General features: G+C 62.4%; 16 protein-coding genes. 9 read left to right on the top strand and 7 right to left on the bottom strand.

The window, feature by feature from the left end:
- Positions 1-13 precede the first annotated feature (13 nt).
- Both LNV07_RS14240 and orn read right to left on the bottom strand, forming a co-directional pair.
- Positions 14-1840 carry a chorismate-binding protein gene (locus LNV07_RS14240; protein WP_263571828.1) on the bottom strand — a complete coding sequence of 609 codons (1827 nt, stop codon included), beginning with the start codon at positions 1838-1840 and terminating at the stop codon, positions 14-16.
- A 28-nt stretch (positions 1841-1868) separates the two neighbouring features.
- A complete protein-coding gene (orn, locus tag LNV07_RS14245; protein ID WP_263571829.1) occupies positions 1869-2444 on the bottom strand; it encodes an oligoribonuclease in 576 nt (191 codons plus the stop codon).
- A gap of 61 nt (positions 2445-2505) precedes the next feature.
- Between orn and LNV07_RS14250 the strand changes: the two genes are divergently transcribed.
- From LNV07_RS14250 to rsgA, 3 genes are read left to right on the top strand one after another with little or no spacing between them, the layout of a single operon-like run.
- Entirely contained in the window at positions 2506-3819 is a 1314-nt protein-coding gene (locus tag LNV07_RS14250; RefSeq protein ID WP_263571830.1) for a M48 family metallopeptidase, read from the top strand.
- A 13-nt stretch (positions 3820-3832) separates the two neighbouring features.
- On the top strand, positions 3833-4162 hold the full coding sequence (locus LNV07_RS14255) for a 4a-hydroxytetrahydrobiopterin dehydratase (RefSeq protein ID WP_263571831.1): 330 nt from the start codon (positions 3833-3835) through the stop codon (positions 4160-4162).
- Entirely contained in the window at positions 4159-5067 is a 909-nt protein-coding gene (gene rsgA / locus LNV07_RS14260; RefSeq protein WP_263571832.1) for a ribosome small subunit-dependent GTPase A, read from the top strand. Before LNV07_RS14255 ends, rsgA begins: the two co-directional genes overlap by 4 nt.
- A gap of 17 nt (positions 5068-5084) precedes the next feature.
- Here rsgA and LNV07_RS14265 read toward each other — a convergent pair whose 3' ends face one another.
- Together LNV07_RS14265 and LNV07_RS14270 are read right to left on the bottom strand one after the other, a co-directional pair.
- Positions 5085-5357, bottom strand: coding sequence for a hypothetical protein (locus tag LNV07_RS14265; protein WP_263571833.1), 273 nt, complete (start codon positions 5355-5357; stop codon positions 5085-5087).
- Between the two features lie 40 nt (positions 5358-5397).
- Positions 5398-6153: an SDR family oxidoreductase gene (locus LNV07_RS14270; protein ID WP_263571834.1), complete on the bottom strand. Its 756-nt coding sequence runs from the start codon at positions 6151-6153 to the stop codon at positions 5398-5400.
- Positions 6154-6296: 143 nt separating this feature from the next.
- Between LNV07_RS14270 and LNV07_RS14275 the strand changes: the two genes are divergently transcribed.
- From LNV07_RS14275 to LNV07_RS14285, 3 genes are all read left to right on the top strand, one after another.
- Positions 6297-6740, top strand: a complete 444-nt coding sequence (locus LNV07_RS14275; RefSeq protein ID WP_263571835.1) for a response regulator — start codon at positions 6297-6299, stop codon at positions 6738-6740.
- Between the two features lie 210 nt (positions 6741-6950).
- Positions 6951-9104 carry an MHFG family PEP-CTERM protein gene (locus LNV07_RS14280; RefSeq protein ID WP_263571836.1) on the top strand — a complete coding sequence of 718 codons (2154 nt, stop codon included), beginning with the start codon at positions 6951-6953 and terminating at the stop codon, positions 9102-9104.
- Positions 9105-9219: 115 nt separating this feature from the next.
- A complete protein-coding gene (locus tag LNV07_RS14285; protein WP_263571837.1) occupies positions 9220-10053 on the top strand; it encodes a choice-of-anchor N protein in 834 nt (277 codons plus the stop codon).
- A 50-nt stretch (positions 10054-10103) separates the two neighbouring features.
- On the opposite strand, the gene LNV07_RS14290 is transcribed toward LNV07_RS14285, so the two are convergent.
- The 3 genes from LNV07_RS14290 to LNV07_RS14300 all read right to left on the bottom strand — a co-directional run bounded on the left by LNV07_RS14290 (position 10104) and on the right by LNV07_RS14300 (position 13392).
- The gene (locus LNV07_RS14290) at positions 10104-12170 is read right to left on the bottom strand and encodes a M3 family metallopeptidase (RefSeq protein WP_263571838.1); all 2067 of its coding nucleotides are present in this window, start codon (positions 12168-12170) and stop codon (positions 10104-10106) included.
- 123 nt (positions 12171-12293) lie between these two features.
- Positions 12294-12953, bottom strand: a complete 660-nt coding sequence (locus LNV07_RS14295; protein WP_263571839.1) for a hypothetical protein — start codon at positions 12951-12953, stop codon at positions 12294-12296.
- A gap of 166 nt (positions 12954-13119) precedes the next feature.
- Positions 13120-13392, bottom strand: coding sequence for a hypothetical protein (locus tag LNV07_RS14300; protein ID WP_263571840.1), 273 nt, complete (start codon positions 13390-13392; stop codon positions 13120-13122).
- Between the two features lie 148 nt (positions 13393-13540).
- Here LNV07_RS14300 and LNV07_RS14305 point away from each other — a divergent pair, with 148 nt between their 5' ends.
- The 3 genes from LNV07_RS14305 to LNV07_RS14315 all read left to right on the top strand — a co-directional run bounded on the left by LNV07_RS14305 (position 13541) and on the right by LNV07_RS14315 (position 17125).
- The gene (locus LNV07_RS14305; protein ID WP_263571841.1) at positions 13541-14101 is read left to right on the top strand and encodes a YaeQ family protein; all 561 of its coding nucleotides are present in this window, start codon (positions 13541-13543) and stop codon (positions 14099-14101) included.
- A gap of 91 nt (positions 14102-14192) precedes the next feature.
- Positions 14193-16271, top strand: a complete 2079-nt coding sequence (locus LNV07_RS14310; protein ID WP_263571842.1) for a prolyl oligopeptidase family serine peptidase — start codon at positions 14193-14195, stop codon at positions 16269-16271.
- Positions 16268-17125 carry a DUF924 family protein gene (locus tag LNV07_RS14315; protein WP_263571843.1) on the top strand — a complete coding sequence of 286 codons (858 nt, stop codon included), beginning with the start codon at positions 16268-16270 and terminating at the stop codon, positions 17123-17125. The genes LNV07_RS14310 and LNV07_RS14315 overlap by 4 nt, the downstream gene beginning before the upstream one ends.
- The last annotated feature ends 109 nt before the right edge of the window (positions 17126-17234 follow it).

Below are 17234 nucleotides of genomic sequence, written 5' to 3' on the forward strand. Positions count from 1 at the left end.
AGTATTTGATGAGTTAGGTGGAGGACAAAGCCCCACCGGAGCCAGGCAACAAGCTGGCTTGACACCAGCCGCGCAGGCTATTAAAAAAAACAATTTCTTCGGCGCGTTCGAGGTCGGTTTTCAAAAGCCTGGCCTCTCGCACGCGCCCAAGTTGCAACAATTCTTCGCGGTAGACGCCGGGCAAAAGCCCGGCCTGCAAACGCGGCGTCAGCCACTGCCCGTCAATCCGCAAGGCGATATTGCCAAACGTGCATTCGGTCAGTTCCTGCGCCCGATTCCAGAGCAAGGCATCAAAGGCCTGCGGCGGCTTGGCCTTGAAAAACGCTTCGTACAGCTCGCGCCTTGTGGTTTTGTGCCGAATAAATTCGGCCTCGGCGCCCTCGGTATCGATCGCAGTATCGGCTAAGGCCAGCATCACGGGCTGCGGCGTGTCGGCCAAGGGGCTGCATTCGCTGCCAATGCGACCGTCGGATTCGACTGTCAGGCGCAGGCGCCAAGCCCCTTGGCGCTTGCTGCTGCTCAGCTCCCCGAGCCTCTCTCGCACCTCGTTCAGGTTCAACTTGAGCCCAAAATATTGCGCGGTGCGCTGCAGCCTGGCCAAATGACCGGCCAGCCTGACGCATGCACCGTCCTGCAAGCGCAGCGTCTCCAGCGCCGCGATCGGCGCTTGCGCACGCAGCAAAAACCGGCTCTTGGCGCGCCATTCGGCCACTTCGGCCGCGGCGTCTGAATCCAGCGTGATGGCGCTGCCCACGCCGGCCGTCAAACCATGCCCCGACGCCTCAACCGTGCGGATCGGCACATTGAAGCTGACCACCCCGCCCGGCTGCATCAAACCCAGAGCACCGCAATACCAGCCGCGCGGCGCCGGCTCCAAGGCCTTGATGATCTGCATGGCCCGCACTTTGGGCGCACCGGTTACCGAGCCGCAGGGGAATAGCGCCGCAAACACATCGGAAAGCCGCAGCTTGGGCCGACTGACGGCGGTGATGGTGGAGGTCATCTGCCAAACCGTCGGCAAGGCCAGCAACTCGAACAAGCGCGGCACCCGCACCGAACCGAGTGTGGCGACTCGGCTCATGTCATTGCGCAAGAGGTCGACGATCATCAGGTTCTCGGCGCGCTCTTTTTCGCTGGTGCGCAAATAGGCCTGCGCGGCTTCGTCTGCGGCCTTGTCATGGCCTCGCGGCGTGGTGCCCTTCATCGGCTGCGCCGCCAGCAGCCAGCTGCGCTCGGCGTCCGGGACCGGCCGCCAATCGAAGAATAACTCGGGCGACACGCTGGCGACGCCCAGGCCATTGTCCAAGCCGCGCAAAAACAGCGAGAAGCCGCCCGGCTGCACCCGGTGCAAGGCCAAGAACAGCTCGGCCAGGCTCACCCCTGTCGGCAGATGGGCCTGCAGCCGGGTCGTTAGGTTGACTTGGTAGCAATCGCCGCAACGTATCCATTCTCGGATGCGTTCGACCTGCTCACACTCGGCCGCATCGGTCTGAACATCGACCCAGGCCGTGCTCAACCGTCCAGCCGGCAAGGCTTCGGGCCAAGCCTCGGGGGCCGAGGTAAACACGGCAAACTCGGCCAAGGCCAAGCCGCTTTCCTGCCCGACCAGGGCGGCGTCCAAGGCGCCCGCCGCCTCATAGCGCAGACCGCCCAAGACCCAGGCGCCATCGCGGCTGGCCTGATGGGCAGCGTCGATGACATCGCGCAATTCGGCCGCGCTATGCGCGCGCAGCCACCGCTCGGGCGGGCAATAAAAAGCGCCGCGCACCCGCTCGCCGTCTTCACGCGCCAGCGGATGGCGAGGGAAGTCAAACGCGGCCCAGACTTGATCCAAAGGCACGGCGGATGGCCTCACAAGCAGACGAGGTTCAAAGGCTCAAAAAATGCTCACGGTAATAGGCCAATTCATCGATCGACTCGTGAATATCGGCCAGCGCCGTGTGCGCCTGCGCCTTCTTGAAACCGGCTGTGATGCCGGGCTTCCAGCGCTTGGCCAGCTCCTTCAGCGTCGACACATCCAGGTTGCGGTAATGGAAGAAGGACTCCAGCTTGGGCATGTAATTGGCCAGGAAGCGACGGTCCTGGCAGATGCTGTTGCCGCACATCGGCGACTTGCCCGCCGGCACATATTGTTTCAAGAAGGCAATCGTCTGCGCCACCGCTTCGTCCTCGGTAATGGTCGAAGCCTTGACCCGGTCGATCAGCCCGCTCTTGCCATGCGTGCCCTTGTTCCAAGCGTCCATCTTGTCCAGCGTCTCGTCGCTTTGATGAATGGCGAACACCGGGCCTTCGACCTTGACGTTCAAGTTGGCGTCGGTCACAACGACGGCGATCTCGATGATGCGGTCGCTGTCCGGGTAGAGCCCGGTCATCTCCAGATCAATCCAGATCAGGTTCTGTTCGTTGCTGGCCAGCACAGGGCTTGCGGAGGATTCGGTGGTCATGAAGGAGTGCTTTCTAGCGTTCTTGAATCGGCGGCATTGTCGCAGCCCTACACTTCGCCCCATGTTTGCAAGCTATTTACCCCCTGTTCAGCCAGGCGCCTTGAGCCTGGCCTTCGCGCTGGCGATGCTTTTGTCTCTGGCCCTCAAGTTCTGGCTCAGCAGCCGGCAGGTCCGCCATGTGGTCCAGCATCGCAGCCAAGTGCCGGCGAGTTTTGCCGGCACCATGCCCTTGGACGCCCATCAAAAAGCGGCCGACTACACGGTCGCACGCAGCCGCTTCGGGCTCCTGAATCTGGCCTTCAGCAGCGCCTTGCTGCTGGCTTGGACCCTGCTCGGCGGCCTCGACGCGCTCAACGCCTGGGTCTATGACGCGACCTTCACTCGCTTCGGCGCGATGGCCTATCAGCTCGGCCTCCTGCTCGCCTTTGTCGTGATCGGCGCAATGCTCGACCTGCCCTGGGAGCTCTACGATACTTTTCGCATCGAGCAGCGCTTCGGCTTCAACCGCATGACGTGGAAGATGTACGTCAACGACGCGCTCAAGGGCGCGCTGGTCGGCGCCGTGATCGGCCTGCCGATTGCCGCGCTGATTCTGTGGCTGATGGGTGCGGCCGGCGCCAATTGGTGGTTGTGGGCCTGGGCCAGTTGGATGGGTTTCAACCTTTTGATTCTGGTGCTCTACCCGACCGTGATCGCGCCGCTCTTCAACAAGTTCGAGCCGCTGCCGGACGAAGCGCTCAAGAGCCGCGTCGAGGCCTTGATGGCGCGCTGCGGTTTTGCCGCCAAGGGCCTGTTCGTGATGGACGGCAGCCGCCGCTCTTCGCACGGCAATGCCTATTTCACCGGCTTCGGGCCGGCCAAAAGGGTGGTGTTTTTTGACACCTTGCTGAACCGCCTGAATGGCCCCGAGGTCGAAGCGGTGCTGGCGCATGAGTTGGGCCACTTCAAGCACAAGCATGTGCTCAAGCGCATGCTGACGATGTTTGCGATCAGCCTGGCCGGCTTCGCCTTGCTGGGCTGGCTGGCTAGCCAGAGCGGCTTCTATTTGGCCTTCGCGGTGCAGCCCAATATGGCCGCGCCCAATGACGCCTTGGCGCTCTTGCTCTTCATGATGGTGGTCCCGGTGTTCGCGTTTTTCTTTACGCCCTTGAGCAGCCTGATGTCGCGCCGCGACGAGTTTCAGGCCGATGCTTATGCCTGCGCCCATGCACGCGGCGCCGATCTGGCCTCGGCCCTGCTCAAGCTGCATGAGGACAATGCCGGCACCTTGACGCCCGACCCGGTTTTCGCCCGTTTCTACTACTCGCACCCCCCAGCCACCGAGCGTTTGGGAGCCATCCTGGCTGGCCCGCAAGCTCCTCAGGCAGCCCACTGATATGACTTCATCGATGAACCTATTGATCGCCCAATGTTCCCCGCAGCGCGAAGCGCTGGCCGCCGCCGACTTGCCCGCCTGGTTGGCGCAAGTCCCCGGCTGGAAGCTAGCGGCCAGTGGCTCGGCGATCGAGTGCCGGTTTGAGTTTCACAACTTCTACCAAACCATGGCCTTCGTCAACGCGGTGGCCGAAATCGCCCATGGCCAGGACCATCACCCCGAGATGCAGGTCTCGTTTGACGCCTGTGCCTTGAGCTTCAGCACCCACACGGCCAAGGGCTTGACCAGCAATGACTTCATCTGCGCCGCGCAGATTTCGGCGCTGCCGGAAGGCACGGCGTGAGCCGCTTCGACCACCTTGACATCGGCCTGGTGGTGCGCGGCCATGGCCGCCACTACATCGTCGAAAGCCAGGACGGCCTGCGCCGGGTCTGCCACCCGCGCGGCAAAAAGAGTGACTGCGTGGTCGGCGACTTGGTGCGCTGGGCGCCGTCCGGCAGCGACGAAGGCGTGGTCGAGGCGGTCGAGCCGCGCCGCAACCTGTTGTTTCGCCAGGATGAGTGGAAGACCAAGAGCTTTGCCGCCAATGTCGATCAGCTCTTGATCTTGGTCGGCGTCGAGCCGGTCTTCAGCGAAACCCAGCTGTGCCGGGCCTTGATCGCGGCCGAGGCCGCCGACATCTCGACCACCATCGCGCTCAACAAGATCGACCTGCCCGGCACGCCTTCCGCGCGAGAACGGTTGGCGCCCTACCGGGCGATGGAGCTGCCGATGATGGAGTTGGCGCTGACGGCCGACCGTGAAGGCTCCGCCGCGCTGCTAACGCCCTGGCTGGCCGGCAAGAAGACCTTTGTGATGGGCCCCAGCGGCACCGGCAAAAGCACGCTGATCAATCTGCTGATCCCGGACGCCAAGGCGCAGGTCGGCGAGATTTCGGTGGCGCTGAATTCGGGCCGCCACACCACCACCACGACGCAGTGGTACTGGGTCGATGCCGAACGCCAAACCGCCTTGATCGACTCACCGGGCTTTCAGGAATTCGGCGTCAAGCAGGTCGAACCTATGCAGTTGCCGCTCTTGATGCCCGACCTGCGCAAGCATGCCGGCAACTGCCGCTTTTACAACTGCACCCACCAGCATGAACCCGGCTGCGGCGTCCGCGACGCGGTCGAGGCCGGGCTGATCAGCGCCTCGCGTTACCGGATTTACGGCGAGATTCTGGCCGAGCTGACCAGCAAGCGCTGGTAAAAAAAAGAAAAGCTAATTCAGGTTTGCGGCGGCAGCTTTTCGGACACTTCGCGCACCTCAACGTCGATCACCTCGCCCATGGGCTTGGGCGCTGCGCCGCGCTGGCCGGCACGGTAGTTGCGCGCACGGGCGAAGCCCGAGGTGTCAAACACCGGCTTGCGCCCGCGCAGCAGGCTCCAGATCAGCAAGCCGATCATCGTGACCACGGCCACGCCCATCAGGCACAGCACCAACACCAAGGTAGCCAGCGTGAAGATCACGCGGGTGATGAAACGTATCAAGGCAGACAACAAAATTCGACTCTCTTTCGGGAAGACTGGGCGGGGTCAATCAGCCACGGCCTATGAAGGGCATCTTGGTGGCCATCACCGTCATGAACTGCACATTGGCCGACAAGGGCAGGCCGGCCATATAAAGCAAAGCGCTGGCCGCATGTTCGACGTCCATTGTCGCCTCCGCCTCGACGCTGCCATTGGCCTGGCGCACACCCACCGTCATCGGCATCGCCATCTCGGTCAAGGCATTGCCGATATCCAACTGCCCGCAAGCGATGTCAAACGCGCGGCCATCCAGCGACAGCGCCTTGGTCAGGCCGGTAATGGCGTGCTTGCTGGCCGTGTAGGGCGCGGAGTTGGGGCGCGGCGCATGGGCGGAGACCGAGCCGTTATTGATGATGCGCCCGCCGCGCGGTGACTGCCTCTTCATCAGCTTGAAGGCGGCTTGGGCGCACAAGAAACTCGCACTCAAGTTGACGTCAATCACCGCCCGCCATTGCTCGAAGGTCAACTCATCAACGGCCACAGCCGGCGCGCCGATGCCGGCGTTATTGAACAAGAGATCAAGCCGGCCGAACTCGGCGCGCACCCGCTCGAACAAGGCCGCCACCGCCTCGGGCTGCGTCACATCGGCGGCCCAGGCAAAAGCCCGCTCTGGCGCAATGGCTGCGGCCGCTGTTTGCTGCAGCGCCTCTAGGCGCCGGCCGACCAGCGCCACCGAGTAGCCGGCCTCGATCAAAGCCAGCGCGCAAGCGCGGCCAACGCCAGAACCGGCGCCGGTCACCAGGGCAAATTTCTGTGGAGCAGGCATCAGATCGTCATTCCTTTTTGGCTTGACCTGCTTATTTGGGGCGCCCGTCTTGAAAGTCAAGCTTCTCGTATACCAAAGAATTTATTCAAGCAAATTTCGCAGCTCTGAGGTCAGACCCACCAAGCCCCCTCTAGACTCTGGACATGTCAAGTTCAAACCCTAGCGCACCAGCCATTTGCATTGAGGCCGCAAGCATTGTCGCCAAACCTCGTGGCGGGCGCCTGCTCTACATCGAAGACAACCCGGTCAACGTCTTGGTGGTTGAAGAACTGGTGGCAACCCGCCCGTACTTCAGTCTGATCTGTGAAATTGACGGCGCAAGCGGCATCGCCCGCGCCCGCAGCATGCTGCCTGAGTTGATCCTGCTGGATATGCAGTTGCCCGACCTTGACGGCTACCAGGTGATTGAACAACTGCGCGCCAACCCCGTCACTGCGGCCATCCCCTGCATCGCCTTATCGGCCAACGCAATGTCCGAAGACATCAACCGAGCCAAGGCGGCCGGCTTTCTCGACTACTGGACAAAACCAATCGACTTCAAGGCTTTTTTGAGCGGGCTGGATGCCTTCTTTGCTGTGACGCATTAGCCCTGCCCTCACTTTCCTGGCTTTGCCATCCTTTTGTAAAGAACCATTAATTCACCCCCTCACCCCCCCTAATCAAGGGGATTGCCAATCTAGTCAAAGCGATTGCACTGGCGACATACTGAAGCCAAGTTCAGGGAGTTGCTACAAAGCAAACGAACGTTGAGACTCGCAAGAGGCCGCGGCGTATCGATCTGGATTGGATGGTTCGCTATGGCTTTGACAGCTATTGCTCTGGCAGCCGGCATGGCCGCTACGACCGGGACTTGTGACTGGCACCCGTCCAGCCAAGCCGCCTTCGAGGGCCCATTGGCGCCGCTCGTCGAACGCTTTCAAGACATCCCCATCGAACTCCGAGAGCGCCTCAAACGCCGCATCGAGGAGCACCAGTTTGACGAAGTGGTGGCCATCCAGCGTGACGCCATCATCGGCAAGCAACACTACGGCGATCTGATCAGCGGCTTGCAAGCCGGTGTCGGCAGCAGCTGCAGTCAACCCAGCCGCGAGCAATGGAGCGAAAGTACTCGGGAGCTTGCGCTGAGCTACTGCGAAGGCGGCTATTGCGTGCTGATCACCATCAACGGTCATCACTTCGCACGCATGAGCCGAAGCGGCTTGGCCAATGACGCCACCGCCCTGGCGGCCAACCGATCAGACGCTTTGGACCCATCGCAAGCGATCGATCTGGAGCCCACGGCTGCCGCACCCGCTCCGCTGGTACACGCCCCCGGCAGGCTCTTGATTGGCGCACGCGCTGGCGTGTCCGATGCCGAGATGAGCAAGCTATTGAGCAAATACGCCGGCCGGGCGAGCCGCATCGGGCGCGGCGATTTACACATTGCCACCGTGCCGGTGGGCTCGGAGAAAGCCATCGCCGACCTGCTCGGCAAGCACCCTCAACTCAAATTCGCCGAACTGGACCGTCGCCTTGCGCCCTCGTTCGCGGTCAATGACCCCTATGCCGGCAGCCAGTGGCATCTGAGCAAAATAGGCAGCAGCAGCGCATGGGACAGCGCCCAAGGCGCTGGCATCACGATCGCGATCTTGGACAGCGGCGTGGACGGCAGCCACCCCGATCTCAGCGCACGCATGGTGGCGGGTTGGAACTTTTTGGACAACAACGCCAATGCCGCCGATGTCAATGGGCATGGCACGGCAGTGGCCGGCGCGGCTGCCGCGACGCTGAACAACGGCACCGGTGTGGCCGGCACGGCGGGCCAAGCCCGCATCATGCCGGTACGCATTGCCGACGCCAATGCCTATGCCTACTTCAGCACGATTGCTCAGGGCATCAATTGGGCGGCAGACAACGGCGCCAGGGTCGCCAATATCAGCTACGCCGCAGGCGGCAGTGCGGCTGTACAAAGCGCGGCTCAATACATGAAGAGCAAGGGCGGCTTGGTGATCGTCGCGGCCGGCAATAACGGCATCGACGAGATGATCGCTCCGACCACGACCATGATCATCGTGTCGGCCACCGACAGCACGGACACCAAGACCTCCTGGTCCAGCTACGGCGCCGCGGTCAGCCTCGCCGCGCCGGGGCAAGACATCTGGACCACCGTGCGGGGCGGAAGTTATCAGGCTTGGTGGGGCACATCGCTGGCCAGCCCGGTCGTGGCCGGCGTGGTCGGCTTGATGATGTCGGCCAAACCGAGCCTGGGCAGCGGCCAAGTCGAGAGCCTGCTGTTCTCCAGCGCCACCGACCTCGGTACGGCCGGCCGCGACCCGCTCTACGGTTACGGCCGCGTCAACGCTGCCGCTGCGGTGCAAGCCAGCTTGAGCGCAATCGCCGCCGACACCCAGGCACCCAGCGCAACCATCAGCGCGCCCTTGGCCAGCAGCAGCGTCAGCGGCATGGTCGCGGTGGACGTGGTCGCCAGCGATAACGTCGGGGTCACCAAGGTGGAATTGCGCGTCAATGGCGCAACGGTGGCGACCGACACGGTCGCGCCGTTTGGCTTCAGCTGGGACTCCAGCAAACAAGCCAACGGCATGAACACCTTGGCGGCTGTCGCGTTTGATGCCGCCGGCAACTCGGCCAGCTCCGCCACCGTCAGTGTCAACGTGGCCAATACCGTGCCGCCCGACACCTCGCCCCCCAGTATTTCCATCGGCAACCCAAAAGCCGGCAGTGTCGTCTCGGGTAGCGTCAGCATTTCGACCAGTGCAAGCGATGACGCCGGCGCCGCCGGCATCAAGCAAACGCTGTTGATCGACGGTGTGCAAGTCGCCAGTGGCAATGGCGCAAGCCTCAGCTATAGCTGGAACACACGCAAAGCGACCGCGGGCGGCCACGTCATCCAGGCCCTGGCTCAGGACGCGGCAGGCAACAAATCCAGTAGCTCGGTATCGGTAAGCAAGTAAGGGGCACGAGGCACGCCATCGCTGAATTGCACGGGCTGGCGTGGCGGGTCTTTGTGGCCTTTATTTGATCTGTTTGAAGTGTTGGGACTATTAAAGAAACTCATAGGAGATCATCATGAACCTCATCAAGCAATCTCGACTGCGGCAGGTTTCCTTGGCCGTTTTAGCAACCCTGGCCTGCGGTGCCGCCACGGCACTGCCAACCCTGCAACTGGGCATTCTCGGCGCCAGTTATGACCTGGGAACCCAAACGTCGATTGCCCCCGCATCCACATTCAAGCTCTACGCCTTTCTTAATCCAGGTGACGACACGGCGCTATCGGACGGCGACTACTTTGTCTCGGCAGCCCTGGCCCCACAAGTCAAGACCGCAGCGAATCTCGGCTCTTTCAAATACGCCGGCAGCAGCTACAACGCCACCGGCGATATGACCTACGGCAGCCCGCCACTGGGTGCGATCGAGGGCGCGGGAGGTGAACTCCAATCGCACAGCATCTTCGACACCTATTTCAGCGAGTTCAAGTTCAACTTCAATGCCGATAACAAGGCGAGTTCGGTCAACGTTCAAGACAATGCCAGCTTGGGCGGTGTGTCATTCAATACAAATGGTGTGGGCGCCTTGTACTGGGCCGCGTTTGACGTCGATGTCGGGCTACTCAGCCCCACCATGAATCTTCACTTCGACCTCTACAACTCAACGGTTCAAAAGTGCAAGGGCAAGGCGACTTGTTCGACCACGATAGGCGTCGATGACTTTGCGCCCTTCTCGCATGACGCCCAATCAGGCAGTGGTGGTGGCGGAGGTGGCGGCGGCGGAACGGGTGGTTCCGGTGGCGGCGGTGGCGGAACGGGTGGATCTGGCGGCGGCAATGACGTCCCCGAACCCGCCAGTCTGGCCCTGGTTGCCATCGGCCTGGCTGCGGCCTGCTGGAAACGCAAGCCGCATTGACCGAGGCCTAATTGAGCCAAGAGAACCCACCGCGAAGTGGGTTTTGTCTTTCAAATTACCGGCAGCAGACCACGACTTCTGAGCATCGGCTCCACCGCCGCATCCCGTCCTCGAAAGGCCCGAAACGCCGCGCCCGGCTCGACGCTACTGCCCGTCTGCAAAATGCATTCGCGCAGACGCGCCGCGACCTTGGTATCGAAGGCACTGCCGGCCTCGACAAAGGCATCGAAAGCGTCACAGTCCAGCACCTCGGCCCACATATAAACGTAATAGCCCGAGGCATAACTGGAGCCCGAGAACAAATGCTGGAAATGCGTCAGCCGGTGATTCATGCCGATGGCGGCCGGCAAACCATAGGCCGCCATCGTCTTGGCCTCGAACTCGACCACATCGGGCGCGGTCTCGTCGGTCAGCGAATGGATCGCCAGATCGACCAAGGCGCTGGCGGTGTAACGCACCGTCTCGTAACCCTGGTTGAACAACTCGGCCGCCTTCAGCTTGGCCAATAGCGCGTCGGGGATGACCTCGCCGGTCTGGTAATGGCGAGCATGCTTTTTCAAGACTTCGGGCTCGCTCATCCAATGCTCGAAGATTTGCGAGGGCAGTTCGACAAAATCGCGCAGCACCTGCGTACCCGAGAGCCGCTCAAACTCAACGTCAGACAGCAGCCCATGCAGGCCATGGCCAAACTCGTGGAAGAGCGTGCGCGCGTCGTCAAAACTGAGCAGCGTCGGCTGGCCCGGCGCGCCCTTGGCGAAGTTGTTATTGTTTTGAATGATGGGCAGTTGATCAATGCCAGCGCGACCATTGCGCGCCTGCCAGCGCAGCGCATTCATCCAGGCTCCGCTGCGTTTGGTCGTGCGGGCAAAGTTGTCCTGCAGGAACAGACCGCGAACGGTGCCATCGCCGTTTTGCACCTCGTAGACCTTGACGTCCGGGTGGTAGCCGGCCACCTCAGGCTTGGCCACAAAGTTCAGGCCGAACAAGCGCTTGGCGCAGTCAAAGGCGGCCGCGACCATGGCGTCGAGCTGGAAATAAGGCTTGACCTCGGCCTCTTGCAGGTCGTAGCGGGCGAGCCGCACCTTCTCGGAATAAAAGCGCCAATCCCAGGCCTCCAGCGCAAACTCATGGCCCAGGCTGAGCATCATCGCCTGCAAGGCCTCGCGCTCACCCTCGGCGGCGGCCAAGGCCGGCTGCCAGACCTTGTCCAGCAGACCGGTGACGGCCGCACGCGTGCCGGCCATCGTGTCGGCCAGCGCGTAATCGGAAAAACAGGCATGCCCATGCAGTCGGGCTTGCTCCTTACGCAGGGTGAGAATTTCTTGCGCGATGGCGCGGTTGTCCGTGGGACCGTCGGTTTGACCACGGCTGGTCCAGGCGCGCCAGGCTTGCTCGCGCAGGTCGCGGCGCTCGCTGAAGGTCAGGAAGGGGACGATGTGGGAACGCGACAGCGTGATCACATGGGAGCCGGCAAGGCCTCTCTCGGTCGCCGCTTGCGCGGCACTGGCGCGCACAAAGTCGGGCAAGCCGGTCAAGTCGGCCTCACCGTTGAGCACCAATCGGTAAGCGCTTTCCTCGGCCAATACGTTTTGTCCGAACTGGGTATTCAATTCGGCCAGGCGCTCCATCACTTGCGCATAGCGAGTCTGCGCGGCGCCGAGCAACTTGGCACCTGCCCGCACAAAGTCCAGATGCACGCGCTCCAACAAGCGCAGCTCTTGCGCCTGCAGGCCCAAGGCTTGGCGCTCTTGATACAGCGCATCCACGCGCTTGAACAAGGCCTGATGCATATAGACGGCGTTGTTATGCGCGGCCAGCGGAGCGGCCATTGCGCGCTGCACCGCCTGCAGGTCGGGCGATGTGGCCGAAGCCGCCAGGGCGTAGAAGACCGTCTCCAGACGCGTCAATAGGCGGCCGCTGCTATCGAAGCTTGCCAAGGTGTTGGCAAAGGTCGGCGCCTCGGCCTGCTCCGCGATGGCGTCGAGTTCGGCCTTATGCTGCAGCAATGCGGCATCAAAGGCCGGCGCAAAATGGGCGGTCTCAATCGCGGCAAAGGGCGGCAAGCCGTAGGGCGTGTTCCAGTCTTGCAAGAGTGGGTTGCTGGTGAGCTGATTCATCTTGTGTTCCCGCGTCGGTGGGTGGTCCGAAACAAATGAAAACGGCGCCGGCCTGGTCAAGGCCTGGCGCCGCATGGGGGCAATCCAGATCAAACAAGGCTTCTCCGCCCTGCCTCAATCGATTTACTTGGGTTGAGCGGCCGCGCGTTCCTTCTTGATCGCCTTTTCATCCGCTTCGTCGTAGGCCTTCTTGCTGCACTCGGACTTCCAAGCGTCCGCCTTGTCGAAATGCGCCTCTTGGCGAGCTTCGAGTGCCTTGAAGCTGGCGTTGAAGGCATCCACCTTGTCCGCGAAGGCCTTGCGCTTTTCCAAGTTGGCCTTGATGCCTTCATTGAGCGTGGTCACGCTGGCATCGAAGGCGGCGGCGCGGGCCTGGTAGGCCTTGTTGCGCTCGTCAAGCTCGGCCTTCTCAAGCTTGGGTGCCGCGGCCTTGATTTCCTCGAACATCTGCAGAATGCCGTCACGCTCCTTTTTCAGAGTGGCCGTGCCGGCCGCACCGGCCTCTTCGCCTTTTTGCAACTCGGCCTTCTCGGCCTTCAAAGCGGTCGCGTTGTCGTTGTAGGCGACCTGATCGGCCTTGATCGCTACGGCTTCGCTGTTATTGAAGTCGGCCTGGTCCATGCAGGCACGCAGTTCGTCGCGCGTCATCAGCTTGGCCTTGGGCTTTTCAACCACCGGATTGCTGACCTTGTTGTTCTTCGGGTCGACCTTGGCGGTACCAGCGGTCTGAGCAAAAGCGGGCAACAGAGCCGCAGCGAGCAAGGAGACAAGGAGTCGTTTCATGGCAAAAACTTTTTCTTTCGAATGCGCCAACAAACGGGCGCTGACAAAAAAACTATGCCGCCGATGGGTTGATACGGCACGCACATGAGGAAAAGCGCCCTTGACGGACGCCGCGTTCACATCATGCCATGAGGCTATTCACCCCATGGCCGAAGGCCTGAAAAAATCAGGCCAAGCCCTTCAACAGCAATTCGGCCACCAGGCCATTGATGCCGCCGGCATGCGCCGCCGCACGCTCACGCAGGGTCTGGGTCAAATCGGACGGCAGTTTGCAAGCAAATGGCACCAGGCCGGCCGCGCTGTCCAAGCGACGCTGCTCCTTGCGATCAACCAGCTGAGCGGCGCCCTGGCCGAAGCGGCCCAACACCGGCGCGCCCCTCATCTGGCCATCAAGCTTGATGCCGGCAAGGCGGTCGAGGTCGGTTTTTTTCATGCTCATATTGTGCTTACCTATTGTTCAAAGAATGGCCGGATTGTCCCCCATGCACCGACTCGGCCGAGGCCGCCGCCTTGGCTGGCCGATAATCGCCCGCTTTGCAGGACCGACTCACCACCGTCCCGCCCCCTTACCCGAGCCCGAATCCGACATGGCACTTAAAGCCACCATCCACAAAGCCCAGTTGCAAGTCGCCGACATGGACCGCCATGTCTACGGCGAGCACAACCTGACGATTGCCCGCCAGCCCTCGGAAACCGACGAGCGCATGATGATCCGCATCCTGGCCTTCGCACTCAATGTGCCGGCCGACGAGATGCGCGGCAAGCTGGAACTCAGCAAAGGGCTGACCGATGTGGACGAGCCCGAGTTGTGGCAGCGCGATCTGACCGGCCATATCCTGCACTGGATCGATCTGGGCCAGCCCGATGACCGCCGCCTGCTCAAGGCGCATGGCCGCGCCGAGCATGTCAGCGTCTACGGCTATTCCTACAGCACCGCCATTTGGTGGGCCGGCATCGAGGCCAAGCTGACGCGTGCGCCGCGGCTGTCGGTGTGGCAAATACCGTCCGAGCAATCGCTGGCTTTGGCCAAGTTCGCGCAGCGCAGCATGCAGTTGCAAGTGACGGTGCAAGACGGCGGCATCTATGTCTCCAGCTCGGCCGACTCGCTGGAAATCACACCGATCGCCTTGAAGTTGGCGAGCGAATAACGACAAATAGAAAGAAGGCATCGTCTTGACTCCAGCAATCCGTCGCTTAGGCCTGCTTGGCCTGAGCAGCCTCCTCCTTCTGTGCAGCCTGATGTCAAACGCCCAAGCCCCAGATCAAGCCAAGCCGTCCGAAGACCCCTTTCTCTGGCTGGAAGAGGTGCAGGGCGAGCGCGCCCTGGAGTGGGTGCGCGGGCGCAATGCAAGTACCCTCAAACAGTTGCAGGCGCGCAGCGAATACGCGGGCCTGCGCCAAGACTTTCTTGAGGTGCTGAATGCCAGCGACCGCATTCCGCAGGTGCAGCGCTTTGGGACCTGGCTCTACAACCTCTGGCAAGACGAGGCGCACAAGCGCGGCCTTTGGCGCCGCACCAGTTTGAGCGAATACGCAAAACCGGCGCCCGCATGGGAAACCGTGCTCGACCTCGATGCGCTGGGTCAGGCCGAGGGCGAGAACTGGGTCTTTGGCGGCGCCAAATGCCTGGCGCCGGATTACCGTTTGTGCCTGTTGTCGCTGTCTCGCGGCGGCGCCGATGCCAGTGTGGTGAGGGAGTTCGACACCCAGGCCAAGCGCTTCGTCGAAGGCGGTTTCAGCCTGCCCGAGGCCAAGAGTGAGGTGGAATGGATAGCTGCCGACGCTATTTATGTCGGCAGCGACTTTGGCCCCGGCTCGATGACCGACTCCGGCTACCCACGCGTGATCAAACGCTGGCAACGCGGCCAGCCGCTGGCCGAGGCAACCATGGTGTTCGAAGGCGAGGCCAAGGACGTGGCGGTGTCGGTTCACGTCGACCACACGCCGGGCTTTGCGCGGACCACCTTCAGCCGGGCGCTCGATTTCTACAACCAGCAGAGCTTTCTGCTGCAAGCCGGCAAGCTGGTCAAACTCGATCTGCCCAGCGATATGCAGCAGCAATTCTGGGGCGCACGCCTGCTCTTGCAGCCGCGCAGCGATTGGCAGGTCGGCGGCCAGACCTTTGCCGCCGGCTCCTTGCTGCTGAGCGACGCCGCCGGATTTTTGAAGGGAAAACGCAAGTTCCAGGTCTTGTTCAGCCCGACCCGAACCCGCTCGCTGGCCGGTTACACGCTGACGCGCTCGCATGTCATCCTGAACATCAGCGACAACGTGGCCAGCCGCCTGGAGGAATGGAGCTTCGAGAAGGCCAAACCGACCCACCGGCTGATCAAAGCGCCCTTCCCCGGCACGCTGCACTTGGCCAGCCTCTACGACAGCGAACTGAAGCAGGACGATTTGGCCGACCGCTACCTGCTCAACTACACGGACTTTTTGACCCCGGATGCCTTGTTCCTGGCGCAGGCCGGCAGCGACCAGCGCCAGGTGCTGAAAAGCCGCACGCCGCAATTTCCGGCCGAGGGCATGAAGGCGGAGCAGTTCTTTGCCCGCAGCGCCGATGGCACGCAGGTGCCCTACTTCGTCGTCTGGCCGGCGGGCGCCAAGGCCGATGGCCAGAACCCCACGCTGCTCTATGGCTACGGCGGCTTCGAGTCCTCGCTGCAGCCTTGGTACTCTGCCGGCTTCGGGCGCGCCTGGTATGGCCGCGGCGGCGTCTTGGTGCTGGCCAATATCCGCGGCGGCGGCGAGTTCGGGCCGGCCTGGCATCAAGCCGCCGTCAAGGCCAACAAACAGCGCAGCTATGACGACTTCATCGCCGTGGCCGAAGACCTGATCAAGCGCAAGATCAGCAGCCCGCATCATTTGGGCATCATGGGCGGCAGCAACGGCGGGCTCTTGGTCGGCGCCACTTTTGTGCAGCGTCCGGAGCTGTTCAATGCGGTTGTCTGCCAGGTGCCACTGCTCGATATGCGCCGCTATCACCAGTTATTGGCCGGGGCCTCCTGGATGGCCGAGTACGGCGACCCGGACCGCGCCGATGAATGGGCCTTCATCTCCAAATACAGCCCCTATCAAAACGTCAAGGCCGGCGTCAAATACCCGAAGGTGCTGTTCACCACCTCGACCCGGGATGACCGTGTCCACCCCGGTCACGCCCGCAAGATGGCCGCGCGGATGGAATCGCAGGGCCATGATCTGCTTTACTTCGAGAACATCGAAGGCGGCCATGGCGGCGCGGCCGATAACGAGCAACGTGCGACCTTGCAAGCGCTCGAATACAGCTATCTTTGGCAGCAACTGGGACGGCAGCAAAAATGAGCGAAGACTTGGCCATTCAGCATGACGCTATCCAAGGCCGCTTCAGCGCCAGCGTCGACGGCCATGGCCTGGAGTTGGACTATCAGAGGCAAGGCGATCGGCTGATCTTCACCCACACCGGCACCGCGCCGGCGCTGCGGGGTCGCGGTCTGGCCGGCCGCTTGGTCGAGCACGCCCTGCAATGGGCGGCGCCTCTCGGTTTGCAAGTCGTGCCTGCCTGCAGCTACGTGGCCGCGCATATCAAGCGTTATCCGCGCTGGCAACGCCTGACCCTGGCCCCGGCCGCCCAGCAAGTGATGAACTATTGGTTTGGCCCACTGGGCAGCGCCGAGGATGGGCAGATCAGGCCGCTGTGGTTTCAAAAGAGCGAGGCCACCGATGCCGAGATCAAGCAGCGCTTTGGCGCCTTGATCGAGGAGGCTTTGGCCGGCCGCTTGCCGGCCTGGAGCGAGTCGGCGCTAGCAAGATTGGCCCGCATCCTGCTGCTGGACCAATTTACCCGCAATGTCTACCGGGGCGAGGCCAGATCTTTTGCCGGCGACGGACTGGCCTTGCAAGACACGCTGGCCCTGCTGGACAGCGAGTTGCTGCCAACGCTGGAGCCCCTGCAGCGCTGGTTCGCCTTGATGCCGCTGGAACATGCCGAGAGCCTGGCAATGCAAGACCGCTCGGTGGCCGAATTCACGCGCTTGGCGCAGCAAGATGCACGCTTGGCCGCCGCGCTTGACTACGCAAAAAAGCACCGCGAGGTGATTGTGCTTTTCGGCCGCTACCCGCACCGCAATGCCTTGCTGGGCCGCGCATCGAGCGCCGAGGAATTGGCCTACCTCGCCCAACCGGGCGCGGGTTTTTGATCGCGAGCCACGTGACGCTTCACTGAGCAGCTGAAGCTGCAGCCTGCCAGCGCCTCAGCGCCGCAAGAACTGCTAGAGTGAAACCCATTTGCGCGATGAGTTAGGACGA

The organism is Roseateles oligotrophus, from assembly GCF_025717515.1.
Classification (GTDB): domain Bacteria; phylum Pseudomonadota; class Gammaproteobacteria; order Burkholderiales; family Burkholderiaceae_C; genus Paucibacter_A; species Paucibacter_A oligotrophus.

Excerpts from the sequence above, each read along its gene's own strand:
- LNV07_RS14270 (WP_263571834.1), bottom strand. The coding sequence starts at position 6,153 with ATGCCTGCTCCACAGAAATTTGCCCTGGTGACCGGCGCCGGTTCTGGC.
- LNV07_RS14255 (WP_263571831.1), top strand. The coding sequence starts at position 3,833 with ATGAACCTATTGATCGCCCAATGTTCCCCGCAGCGCGAAGCGCTGGCC.
- LNV07_RS14315 (WP_263571843.1), top strand. The coding sequence starts at position 16,268 with ATGAGCGAAGACTTGGCCATTCAGCATGACGCTATCCAAGGCCGCTTC.
- LNV07_RS14305 (WP_263571841.1), top strand. The coding sequence starts at position 13,541 with ATGGCACTTAAAGCCACCATCCACAAAGCCCAGTTGCAAGTCGCCGAC.
- orn (WP_263571829.1), bottom strand. The coding sequence starts at position 2,444 with ATGACCACCGAATCCTCCGCAAGCCCTGTGCTGGCCAGCAACGAACAG.
- LNV07_RS14300 (WP_263571840.1), bottom strand. The coding sequence starts at position 13,392 with ATGAGCATGAAAAAAACCGACCTCGACCGCCTTGCCGGCATCAAGCTT.
- LNV07_RS14285 (WP_263571837.1), top strand. The coding sequence starts at position 9,220 with ATGAACCTCATCAAGCAATCTCGACTGCGGCAGGTTTCCTTGGCCGTT.
- LNV07_RS14295 (WP_263571839.1), bottom strand. The coding sequence starts at position 12,953 with ATGAAACGACTCCTTGTCTCCTTGCTCGCTGCGGCTCTGTTGCCCGCT.
- LNV07_RS14280 (WP_263571836.1), top strand. The coding sequence starts at position 6,951 with ATGGCTTTGACAGCTATTGCTCTGGCAGCCGGCATGGCCGCTACGACC.
- LNV07_RS14275 (WP_263571835.1), top strand. The coding sequence starts at position 6,297 with ATGTCAAGTTCAAACCCTAGCGCACCAGCCATTTGCATTGAGGCCGCA.
- LNV07_RS14250 (WP_263571830.1), top strand. The coding sequence starts at position 2,506 with ATGTTTGCAAGCTATTTACCCCCTGTTCAGCCAGGCGCCTTGAGCCTG.
- LNV07_RS14290 (WP_263571838.1), bottom strand. The coding sequence starts at position 12,170 with ATGAATCAGCTCACCAGCAACCCACTCTTGCAAGACTGGAACACGCCC.
- LNV07_RS14310 (WP_263571842.1), top strand. The coding sequence starts at position 14,193 with ATGTCAAACGCCCAAGCCCCAGATCAAGCCAAGCCGTCCGAAGACCCC.